This is a genomic window from Ligilactobacillus araffinosus DSM 20653, assembly GCF_001435375.1.
Taxonomy (GTDB): Bacteria; Bacillota; Bacilli; order Lactobacillales; family Lactobacillaceae; genus Ligilactobacillus; species Ligilactobacillus araffinosus.
The window spans coordinates 1-11,635 of record NZ_AYYZ01000012.1 but is presented as its reverse complement, the minus strand read 5'-3'; the positions used below and the strand labels follow the sequence as shown (position 1 = coordinate 11,635).

The window sequence follows — 11,635 nt, the reverse complement described above, 5'->3', positions numbered from 1 at the left end:
GGAGCAAGAATGAATTTTAAACGAATTGAATGGATCTTCTTTGTCGCGTTTATTATGCTAGACGTCTTTCTTGTTTCTTCATATTTTAAGCAGGGTCCAATAATGGATGCAACGGTCAATCATCCCGAGAACACCACGGTGTCAGTGCTGAAAAGCATGCGGGATGATCAGATTACGATTGGTGAAACGTCAAATGAAACGGGGACGGGATACTATGTTTCAAGCCCCAATAATGATGATTTAAAAAATAAGGCTGGTCAACTTCGTTATCAAAGTTGGAGCATGAACGGCAATCTGCTAAATTCAACTTTTGCAACGATGATCAAGGTCAATGCTGATAACCCGCAAAAGGTTTTGAAATCGATCGTGAATGATCCCAATCAAATCGTTGACGGGAAAGATTATCAATACAGTAAGGCCCTTTCAACAAAGGATACGATTGTTTATACTCAAAAAGTCAATGATGAACCGTTTTATGATAATGGCGGGCAAATTCGGTTCCATTTAAAAAATGGTTATGTTCAAGGATATACTCAGGGACACCTTGATAATTTGCAAACGTTGCGCGGGGCGCGGAAAACTCTGAGTCAAAAACGGGCTTTGATTTGGCTATACCAGTATAATAAGCTTCCGAGCAATTCAACGGTTGAATCAAGTAACCTGGCATATTCAAAAATGCTGACGGTTAACGGAAATACGGTTTACATTCCAACTTGGGTTTTTGAAATTAAAAACAACGCTTCTGGAACGATTATTTACCGGCGAATCAATGCCTTTACCGGAGCGGTGATGGATGATAATTAATCTGAAATGAAAGGGGCGGATCGAAACGGAAAATCAAGAAGATGTAATGCAAGTCAGTATCCTTGCAAGCGGAAGTACGGGAAATGCAACGTACATCGAAACGCCTGAACATCAGATTTTAATTGATGCAGGCTTGTCCGGAAAGAAAATCGAGGAACTCATGAACTCGATTGGACGGACGTTAAATGATGTTGATAGTTTATTTGTGACGCATGAACATACAGATCATAGTAAGGGTGTCGGCGTTTTGGCCCGGCGTTATGGAATGGATGTGTATGCTAACCAGAAGACATGGGATGCTATGGCGCCAAAAATTGGTGAAATCAAACCGGCACAGAAGCATCTTTTAGAAGCGGGGAAAGTATTGTCATTAGGCGATCTTGATGTTGAAAGTTTCGGAGTATCGCATGATGCAGCTGATCCGCAATTTTATGAGGTACACCATGCAGGCCATTCGTTTGCAATTGTTACTGATACAGGATACGTTTCCGAAAGAGTCGAGGGTGTTATTCAGGATGCCGAAGCGATTTTGATGGAATGTAATCATGATACGGAAATGTTGCGAATGGGGCCTTATCCATGGGCATTAAAGCAACGAATCATGGGTGATACCGGTCACCTTTCAAATGAAGATGGAGCTCGAGCGTTAATCAATGTTTTGGGCAATGATACCAAACAAATTTTTCTTGGTCATTTAAGCAAGGAAAACAATATTAAGGAACTAGCGCATCTTACGGTTGAAAATATTATGAAGCAACATGATTTAGCTGTTGAACATGATTTTCATCTTTGGGATACCAGTCCAGATCAGGCGACTACGCTAATGAAATTATAATTAATTGGTAATTGAAATCAGTTTTAATTAAGACTACGACCTTCGTCGTGGTCTTTTTAAGTAAGAAAACAAGGTTAAATCATCGATTACTTTTTCTTATATTTAGGTTTAAATTTCTTTGATATTTTACGAATATTATTCATAAAGTGTTCAAATTTAGTTTTTATAATTTGAGATATCAAAGTAAGTTAGAAGGGAGTGGATCTTAATGGGTGACAAAAATCAATATAGCGGTGATTACACAGAAAATAATCAGATCGAACAACCGCAACCGACACCCCAACGACCGAAGAAAAAAACAATGTCGTTGAAAAAGGTCTTTTTGGTGGCATTGGCCGGCGGAATCCTTGGCGGCGGAATCGTGATTGGCGGATGTGCAGTTTATAACCGGTATTCTAGTCAAGCGGTAACCCAGGATAACCGGAAAGGAAAAATTGTTACAAGTAACATCAAGGTAACGGAAACCAATCAAGCAACAAAGGCATTTAATAAGGTTAAAAATGCCGTGGTTTCAGTTGAAGCATATTCTTCATCAGACAACTCATTGGATTCGCTTTTTGGAAACTTTGGCGGCGGAAAGAGTGCCAAGGAGACTTCTGAAAGCGAAGGCTCAGGGGTCATTTACAAAAAGACGGGGAATACAGCATTTATCGTTACGAACAATCATGTTATTGCGGGGTCGAATAAGGTTGAAGTGTTAATGAGTAACGGAAAGAAATTGCCGGCAACAGTTGTGGGCCATGATGCAATTTCTGATTTAGCGGTCTTGAAGATCAATGCTCAAGATGTAACGGAAGTTGCTTCCTTTGGAAATTCAGATGATATCCAGGTTGGACAGACTGCCCTTGCGATTGGCTCGCCATTGGGGTCTGAATATGCAACTTCATTAACGGAAGGAATTATCTCTGCTAAGAAGCGGACGATCGACGTTACGAATAGCCAAGGAGTGACAACGGGTCAAGAAACGGTTATTCAAACTGACGCGGCCATTAACCCTGGAAATTCAGGGGGACCATTGATCAACTTAGCCGGTCAGGTGATTGGAATCAACTCGATGAAACTTTCAAGTACAGGGACAGGCTCAGGTTCATCAACTTCGGTCGAAGGAATGGGCTTTGCAATTCCAAGTAACGAAGTGGTTTCAATTATCAATCAGTTAGTTGCGAACGGCAAGGTGATTCGACCAGCGCTTGGAATTTCATTGATCGACTTAGCTAATATTCCGGAAGAACAACAACAAAGTATCTTGAACCTTCCGTCAAGCGTGACGGGTGGAATCGTGGTTGCCAAGATCAACGATAACTCGCCGTTGAAGGGGTCAGGAATTCAAAAAGGCGATGTAATTATTAGTCTGGGCGGTAAAAAAGTTACTGGCTTAGCAAGTTTACGTGAGGCGCTTTATGCCCATAAACTTGGAAGTACCGTTGAGATCGGATATTATCATAACGGTCAGGAAAAGACGACCAAGGTCCGATTAACGCTTGAAGCCAACGATCAAAATACGACGGCAGCAACAAATGAAGATGGAAATTAAGTAAGGGGTGACAAAACGTCAAAAACGAGCGTGACGGAAAGCAGAAAAACGCATAGATTTGGGAGTTTTCGAACTTTACTAGCTTCGCGTCGTAGCTCCGTTTGTTTTGGAATCCGATTATAATAAGTGAAGAGGCTGTGACTTACCTTACGTCACAGCCTCTTTTTAATACTGATCACAATATTTGCAATATGGATGTTGCACATAGTCTTTCCAAAAAGCAGCGTTGATTTCTTGGGTATGACCACATTTAATGCAACGCACAATGTAATTTGAAGATGAACCAATAATTCCAGGATTGAATGATGGAACCTTGACCAGTTCAAGCGTTTTGGTTAACATTTCTGCCATCTGAAAGCCTTCTTTCACTTATATTATAAGGGATTGCGACTGTTAAGCAAAAATACTTGGCGTCACGTTTGTTCGGGTATGAAATGGCAAAAGTTGCGTGAAGGGTTGAAAAATGCGTATAATTTAACCAGTAAAACGGAAGTTATCCCCAATTTGTCCCCAAAATTCTGGTGAAAAACACACAGGAAAAATTTAAAAGTTATCCACAAAGTTGTGAACAGTTGTGCAAAAGTGTTGAAATTAGTTTGCCTTAATGCGTGGAACTTGCTATAAAATAGAGACTTTTGAAAATGTTTCACGGTGATTAAAGGAAATGAATATAGTTTCGGAATTGTGGACAATGAAAATTTTAAATTCTAAATATGGGGGCGAATTTTTGTTCGTACAAGATATTGATTAGATAATTGTGAATATGTGGATAACTTTGTGGAAAAGAGTTGATGAGCATTGAATATCAAAATTGTTTGTGTTGGTAAATTAAAAGAAAAATACTTTAAACAAGGAATTGCAGAATATGCTAAGCGCTTAAGCAAGTTCTGTAAGTTCCAAATTGTTGAGGTTCCGGATGAAAAGGCGCCGGAAAAGTTAAGTGATGCAGAAATAGAAAAGGTTAAAGAAATCGAAGGCGAACGGATCTTATCAAAAATCAAGGATAAGGAATACGTTTATGCGCTGGCAATTTTAGGAAAGGAACGAACTTCTGAGAATTTTGCGGAAGAAATCAAAGAGCTGACAACTTACGGAACAAGCGACATCACGTTCGTAATTGGTGGTTCATTAGGGTTATCACCAGCAGTTTTAAAGCGGGCCAATACACAGATTTCATTTGGACGTTTTACAATGCCGCACCAATTAATGCGGTTAGTTTTGACCGAACAGATCTACCGGGCGTTCATGATCAATGCGGGAGCGCCGTACCATAAGTAAAGATAATCGGCGGTAAGTTAGGCGAATAGGCTGAAATTTGAAAAAGTTAGGCTTGCCAAAACTATTGGTTTTATATACCATAATAATTGTAAAAATTAATAGGAAGGGTGAAAGAGATGGTTGAAGAGAAACATCATCTTATCGAGTATGCGAACGGAAAGTCGTTGGAAGAAATCAACGGAACCGTTCATGTTCCAAAGGGAAAAGGATTTTGGCGAACCTTATTAGCATATTCCGGACCAGGTGCACTTGTTGCGGTTGGCTACATGGATCCCGGTAACTGGGCAACATCAATTACTGGAGGGCAAAACTTCCAATACTTGCTGATGTCAATTATCTTACTGTCAAGTTTGATTGCGATGCTTTTGCAATACATGGCAGCTAAATTGGGAATCGTAACCCAAATGGACCTTGCGCAAGCGATTCGGGCTCGTACAAGTCGGACCCTTGGAATTATCTTGTGGTTACTGACCGAAATGGCGATCATGGCAACGGATATTGCGGAAGTTATTGGGGCGGCAATTGCGTTGAATCTGCTTTTCCATATTCCATTAATGATCGCGGTCTTCATTACCGTATTCGATGTTTTGCTTCTTTTGTTACTTGCCAAAATCGGATTCCGTAAAATTGAAGCAATCGTTGTTTGCTTGATCTGTGTGATTCTTTTTGTTTTTGCATATGAAGTAATCTTATCAGATCCAAACTGGGGAGCTGCAATTAAAGGCTTAATTCCAAGTGCAGGCGTAATGGCAAGTCATCCGTCAATTAACGGGGAAACACCATTGACCGGTGCTTTGGGAATCATTGGGGCAACCGTGATGCCGCACAATTTGTATCTTCACTCATCAATTTCACAAACCCGTGAACTTGATCACGCGAGTGATGAAGACATCAAGCGAACGATCAAGTTTACAACATGGGACTCAAACATTCAGTTAACCGCTGCATTCTTCGTAAATGCATTGCTCTTGGTCATGGGGGTCGCGGTTTTCAAATCAGGTGCAGTTAAGGATACATCCTTCTTTGGTTTATTCAATGCATTAAATAGTCCAAGTTTGTTACATAATCATATTTTAGCGTCAGTTGCCCGCACGGGAATTTTATCGACGTTATTCGCGGTTGCATTATTAGCTTCAGGTCAAAATTCAACCATTACGGGAACGTTGACTGGCCAGGTTATCATGGAAGGCTTCGTTCACATGCGGATGCCATTATGGGCCCGGCGATTAGTAACGCGGTTATTATCAGTTGTTCCGGTTATCCTTTGTGTAATGACGACGAGCGGCGAATCAGTTACTCACCAACACATTGCAATCAATAACTTGATGATCAACTCGCAAGTCTTCTTGTCATTGGCATTACCATTCTCAATGGTTCCGTTATTGATGCTGACGAACAGTAAAACCGAAATGGGGCAGTTCCGGAACAGTTTATGGGTTAAGATTGCCGGCTGGATTTCAGTTGTTGTCTTGATTTTCTTAAACCTTCAGGGCTTACCAGATCAAATGACGGCTTTCTTCAGCGATAATCCGACACCGCACCAAGTTTGGTTAGGCCACATTAGTGCAGATATTATCGGAACGCTGATCGTTCTTTTGCTGATTTGGGTAATTGCTGAATTATGGGCAAGCAATCGGCGAATCAGACAGTCACAGGCAAACGAAAAGTAGAGGAGAAAAAGAATGGCTGAAAAAATTAAAAATATCAAACGAATCTTAGTGGGGGTCGATGATTCGGACGACGCACAACTTGCTTTCCGAGTTGCAATGCAACGGGCAAAGGAACTTGATGCGACCTTATACATCACGTCGATCCTTGAAAAAGATGAAATGAACGTTTATCAAGTGTTGGATGCTGATTACATGCGCCAACAAGTTGAAAAATTAAAGAAACACATTGAAGATTACCGGAAGATTGCCCTTGAAGCAGGGGTCAAGAAGGTTAAAACGGTGATTGCGGAAGGCGATGCCGGCGAAACAATTATCAAAAAAGTGATCCCGCAAGTCAATCCTGACTTGCTGGTCATTGGGGCATTAGCCAAGGAAGGCCTTGAAAAGTACTTTGGTTCACAAGCCGCCTATATGGCAAAATACTCGCCAATCTCAGTTTTAGTTGTCCGGTAAGGTAAAATATACAAATAAAGCTCGCAGGAACGAAGATGGGTTCCTACGGGCTTTTTAATTGGTATTAAGTAAACCAAAAATCCATGGCTTCAACCATGGATTTTAATTTTATTCTTTTTTTAATCCTTTATGTTTAACTTCAAGTTTCCGTAATCCAGGAAGCAAGAATCCAAGAACGATTAGGAAGCCAACGGTCAGGAAATTCATGATCAATTGATGGTTGAATGAAGCGGTTCCTGGGTTAGCATTTTGCGGAATGAATCCAAGGGTGGCACATACAAACGTGAAGATGAAGCACCACCAACCCATTGCAAGGGCGCCTTTCCGGTTTTTAATGTAAACATAATCGGACTTGAATTCGTCTTCGCGCCAGCGAATGGCGATGAATGCGACGAAGACAAGGGCGGTCTTGTATGGTGAAACGATTCCGTTCAGGTTCAATAACCAGTTGTAAATTGAATTGATGCTTGGTAACGTTCCACTCAAAAGCAAGATCAATAAACTGATGCCGGCAGTTAAGATGTAACTGTTAACTGGCCGGCCATTCTTGTTGGTCTTGGTTAACCAACTTGGCATGTACTTCGAAGCGGTGTCACTTGCGAATACCCGGCTAGCAGCGTCGATTAAGATCGCTAACTGAGCCAACATGAAGAAGAGTTGAACAAAGGCAAAGACATACATCAAAGTCTTACCCATGCCGCATTGTTCTCCAAGAAGTCGGAAAGCGTAGTACGGACCGTTCATCTTAAAGTCTGATGGAATGTGGTTGGCGTTGAAGAAGACAGCCAATGCCAATGTTCCAAAGATCGTTAAGAAGGCCGTCATTAATGCTAATGCCCACATTGCTTTATGGAAATCTTTGCGTGGATTTTTCAAGCGGCTGATATACGGTGCAGCCAGTTCAGCCCCGGACATTGCAAAGATCAAAAGTCCGGTCGTTGAGAAGTAGTGCAGACTAAAGCTTGGCTTGAATGCACTCCAGCTGAAGTGGGTTGCGATGTGTGCGCCGTGCGCAAGTGCCCAAACCGTCATAAAGACGAACAGCATTGAGATCAAGAACATGGCACCGCCGCCAATGATCGACAAAATTTCCAATGAGTTTTTAACTTTGTTTTCGAAAATAATGAACAATAGGATAATAATGAATGTCATTAATCCAAAGGTTGTCGTTGACATGTGTTGGTTCAAGGTTGCATTTCCTAAAATGATCCAACTGATTGAAACAACAACGGAGTTTGAAACGTCAACTAAGTACGGGATTGTTTGGGTCCAGTACATCCATGATGTAACGTATCCGAAAAGATCACTGTGGGTCCCGCGGCGAATCCAGGAAGCAAGGCCCCCGGCTTCTTCACCGCCAAAAGTTAATCCCAATTGAGTTGCAATCAAAGCATAAGGGATAACGTACGAGAAAAGTAAGAAAATCCATGAAACAACAACTGAAAGCCCTTGGTTTTGAAATGGATAGAAAATATTTTCAAAACTAATGATTGTAACGAAGTCCAGTAGGGCAATTACTGGCCAACTCATATAATGTTTTTTCGGTGCTAAATCATCCATAAATCGAAAAATCCTCTCTTTATTAAATTTTATTCGGTAATGGATGATTTGCCCGGAGCCTTATTCCAGCTAAAACCAGCATTATACTGCATTTTATTCCTCCTATTGTTATACTAGATATGAAAAAAGATATACCTTTAATAGTGTAATTCAAAAATTATGTTTATGAAAGATTTTTTCAGAAAAAGAGTGATTGAAAATGAAGATTTTGAAAGTTGCTGCTCCGAAAAGTTTGATGCAGTATGTTTCAAAGCAATGGCCGGTCGTTGAACTTGCTTCAACGCTCAAAGGGGCTGAATTAGCCGCCATGGTTATCAGTGCTGAAAATGAAGATGAAATGCAGCTGGCAGCAGTTGTGCAAGCCCAATCAATGTTGGATATTCCGGTTGTGAAGGTTGATATTACACAACCGGCTGCTGATATTACCCGGGAAATTGATGCTGCAGCGTTGCAGTACGAAAAGAAAGAGGTTCCCCGGTTTTTAACTGATCTAATTGAATTTGCAAATCGGCGGCCAATCAGTTTTACTACTCCCGGACATCATAATGGAAGATACAACGAAAATCATCCAGCCGGAGTCGTTTTTAACCGGTTTTTCGGTGAAAATATGCTTTATGCTGACACAAGCGACACGGTTGCCGAACTAGGTGATACGATGACGCATGCCGGGTCACCATTAGAGGCTGAACAGAAAACCGCAGAAGTTTACCATGCAGATAAGGCATATTTCTGTCCGAACGGAACAACGGGCTCGAATGACATCTGTGCAAGTGCGGTTTTACGGCCAGGTGATTTAGTTTTATTTGACCGGAATAACCATAAATCACTTTATAACGGCGCTTTAATTATGAATGGTGCTAAACCGGTGTATATCCCAACGGATCGAAATGCTTTGGGATTGATTGGTGAAATGGATCCGCAATTTTTAACAGAAGAAAGATTGCGCAAGGAAGCTGCGAAGGTTGATCCAGATAAGGCGGCGCAAAAGCGGCCATTCCGGATGGCGGTTATTCAAGCCGAAACGTATGACGGAGTTTTTTACAACGCTAAGTGGATGCTTGAACGAATTGGGAAGTTATGTGATTACGTTTTATTTGATTGCGCATGGGGTGGCTTTGAACAGTTTATTGAAATGATGAAGCCGTTGTCGCCGTTAGCGCAAGCCTTTGGCCCTGATGATCCTGGAATTTTAGTAACCGAATCGCTTCATAAACAGCAAACGGGGATGGGATCGGCTTCTCAAATTTTGAAAAAAGATTCTCATATTAAAGGCCAAAAGCGGTACGTTGATCATAAACACTTTAACAATGCCTATTTGAAGTACGTAACTTCCAGCTATAATTACCCGTTGTACGCGTCAATGACGGTCAATCCGTACATTGCAAGCGGGAAAAGTAATTTAGCATGGTGGAATGATATTCTGAAACGCGGGATCGAATGGCGCAAAAAGCTGCTTCGGGAATCGAAATTATTCCGGCCGCTGGTTCCGCAAATGGTTGATGGCCGTAATTGGGAAGATATTCCAACCGACGAATTAGCGAGTGATTTGAAATACTGGCAATTATCATCTGAAAGCAACTGGCATGGATTCAAGCGGGCAGTTTCTGGAGAAGCCATCATTGATCCGTTGAAATTAACGGTTATGACGCCGGGAATTGATGTTGAGAATGAAGAATATACTGAAAACGGAATTCCAGGAGCGGTTGTCGCTGAATTTTTGACTGAACACCGAATCTTAAAAGCTAAATCCGACTTGAATTCGTTGCTGTTCTTATTGACACCAGGCGATACGCCAAGTGATTTGGACGCGTTGATGACAGCGTTATTGGAATTTGAACAGTTATACTTAAACGATGCACCATTGGAACAAGTTTTGCCAAAATTAGCGCGGAAGTATGCTGATCGGTATCAAGGTTACACAATTCAACGGTTATGTGATGAAATGCATGCATATTATCGCGAACACCGGACCTTTAAGTTGCAACAGGCATTGTTTGAAAAGCCAAACATGCAGAATTACGAGATGCAGCCGGCCGATGCGGATTTAGCATTTCGGCATAATAAAAGTGAGTTATGTGATTTGGAGAAAGTTGAAGGACGAATTGCAATGGAAGGCGCATTGCCGTATCCACCAGGTGTCTTTATCGTGGCTCCGGGCGAACGGTGGCAAAAAGTTGATTGCGACTACTTTAAGACATTAGTTGGCGCAATGGAACGGTTTGACGGGTTTGTTCCTGAAATTCAAGGAGTTTATTATCAAAAAGATGATCACGGCAAGATTCATGTGCAGTGTGAGGTCCTAAAAGAAGAATAAAAAAGCGGTTGAGATTAAAATCTCAGCCGCTTTTTTGTATTTTGTCATATTTATTTTATTCATGATATGTTGGTAACCACTCATCAAGTAGTTGTAAGTATTCCTTTTCAAAGTAGTTATTGTTAAGGTATACCAGGTAAATTGGATGGGTAATGTTAATGGCATGAAGTTTAACTTCCATTAATGAGCCTTCATGGATTTGCCGGGCAACGATTCCCCGGTACATGAAGCTGATTCCGGTTCCCATTTCGAGCACCTGCTTGATGGTTTCAGGGTTACTAATTTGTGTTCGTTGATCAAAATCACTGACTTTTAAGTTTTGGGTTCCTAAAATTTGTTGCATAATGGCATATGAACCAGAGCCGCTTTCCCGATAAATCAACGGAAAGTTTAATAATTCCGTTAACTTGTATTCCCGATTCGGATCAAGGCCTAATTTCGGGGATGCAACGGCAATAAACGGTTCATCGATTAATGGCCGGACCGTAAATTGTTCGGTATCGAAGTTTCCTTCAACCAGGGCAAAATCAAGTTTGCCGGAATGAAGTTGATCAAGACATTCCTTTGTGTTCATAACATCGCAGTGAAGGATAATTTCAGAATGCCGTTCGTTTACGAATGAAATTAAGTCTGGCAGCATTGAGTTGGTTAATGATTGGGTTGCTGCTAGGTGTAATGGCCGCTTGTTTTTCGGAATCGCATGTAAATGTTCTTTAAATTTATTGCTTTGGGAACGCAACGATTCCACAAATAATAGAAGCTGCTTACCTGATTGGGTAAGGTGAAGCTTTCGTTTTTTGTAAGTAAATAACTTTACGTTCAGTTCTTCTTCAAGATTTTTAAGCTGTTGAGAAACCGCTGGCTGACTGATGTAAAGTTCTTCTGCCGCTTTGGTGTAAGAACCAACTTTGGCAACCGTCAAAAAAGTGATTAATTTGTGATCAAACATAATTTAACCTTCTTCATTGAGATAAACGATACTTATAATCTTATTTTATATTATTAATTTAGATTATTCAACGTCCGAATGAAGGTTATCCGGGAAAGATAAAGAAGAACAAAAAAGAGGTCGTGATCAAATCACAACCTCTTCTCGCTTTCAGGATGCTTAATTATTTAAGCATGCTTGCAAATTTTTCTAATGTACGGATCATTTGAGCTGTGAAGCCTGATTCATTGTCGTACCA

10 protein-coding genes are annotated in these 11,635 nt (G+C 41.0%); 7 read left to right on the top strand and 3 right to left on the bottom strand.

Going from position 1 to position 11,635, the window contains the following annotated elements; genetic code table 11:
• Window positions 1-9: 9 nt before the first annotated feature.
• From FC64_RS02085 to FC64_RS02075, 3 genes are all read left to right on the top strand, one after another.
• Entirely contained in the window at window positions 10-804 is a 795-nt protein-coding gene (locus tag FC64_RS02085; protein WP_057906321.1) for a two-component system regulatory protein YycI, read from the top strand.
• A gap of 46 nt (window positions 805-850) precedes the next feature.
• Window positions 851-1,639 carry an MBL fold metallo-hydrolase gene (locus FC64_RS02080; RefSeq protein WP_057906320.1) on the top strand — a complete coding sequence of 263 codons (789 nt, stop codon included), beginning with the start codon at window positions 851-853 and terminating at the stop codon, window positions 1,637-1,639.
• A gap of 208 nt (window positions 1,640-1,847) precedes the next feature.
• Complete coding sequence (locus FC64_RS02075; protein ID WP_057906319.1) at window positions 1,848-3,173, top strand: S1C family serine protease; 1,326 nt, start codon at window positions 1,848-1,850, stop codon at window positions 3,171-3,173.
• Between the two features lie 165 nt (window positions 3,174-3,338).
• On the opposite strand, the gene FC64_RS02070 is transcribed toward FC64_RS02075, so the two are convergent.
• Window positions 3,339-3,524 carry a hypothetical protein gene (locus FC64_RS02070; RefSeq protein ID WP_057906318.1) on the bottom strand — a complete coding sequence of 62 codons (186 nt, stop codon included), beginning with the start codon at window positions 3,522-3,524 and terminating at the stop codon, window positions 3,339-3,341.
• 447 nt (window positions 3,525-3,971) lie between these two features.
• On the opposite strand from FC64_RS02070, the gene rlmH reads away from it, so the two are divergent.
• The 3 genes from rlmH (at window position 3,972) to FC64_RS02055 (ending at window position 6,574) form a co-directional block, all read left to right on the top strand.
• On the top strand, window positions 3,972-4,451 hold the full coding sequence (rlmH, locus tag FC64_RS02065) for a 23S rRNA (pseudouridine(1915)-N(3))-methyltransferase RlmH (RefSeq protein WP_057906317.1): 480 nt from the start codon (window positions 3,972-3,974) through the stop codon (window positions 4,449-4,451).
• 116 nt (window positions 4,452-4,567) lie between these two features.
• Complete coding sequence (locus FC64_RS02060; protein ID WP_057906316.1) at window positions 4,568-6,121, top strand: Nramp family divalent metal transporter; 1,554 nt, start codon at window positions 4,568-4,570, stop codon at window positions 6,119-6,121.
• A gap of 12 nt (window positions 6,122-6,133) precedes the next feature.
• Window positions 6,134-6,574, top strand: a complete 441-nt coding sequence (locus FC64_RS02055; RefSeq protein ID WP_057906315.1) for a universal stress protein — start codon at window positions 6,134-6,136, stop codon at window positions 6,572-6,574.
• Window positions 6,575-6,682: 108 nt separating this feature from the next.
• On the opposite strand, the gene FC64_RS02050 is transcribed toward FC64_RS02055, so the two are convergent.
• Entirely contained in the window at window positions 6,683-8,134 is a 1,452-nt protein-coding gene (locus FC64_RS02050; protein WP_057906314.1) for an APC family permease, read from the bottom strand.
• A gap of 199 nt (window positions 8,135-8,333) precedes the next feature.
• Between FC64_RS02050 and FC64_RS02045 the strand changes: the two genes are divergently transcribed.
• Window positions 8,334-10,448, top strand: coding sequence for a putative ornithine decarboxylase (locus FC64_RS02045; RefSeq protein WP_057906313.1), 2,115 nt, complete (start codon window positions 8,334-8,336; stop codon window positions 10,446-10,448).
• A 55-nt stretch (window positions 10,449-10,503) separates the two neighbouring features.
• Here FC64_RS02045 and FC64_RS02040 read toward each other — a convergent pair whose 3' ends face one another.
• Complete coding sequence (locus FC64_RS02040; RefSeq protein WP_057827237.1) at window positions 10,504-11,397, bottom strand: LysR family transcriptional regulator; 894 nt, start codon at window positions 11,395-11,397, stop codon at window positions 10,504-10,506.
• Window positions 11,398-11,635 lie beyond the last annotated feature (238 nt).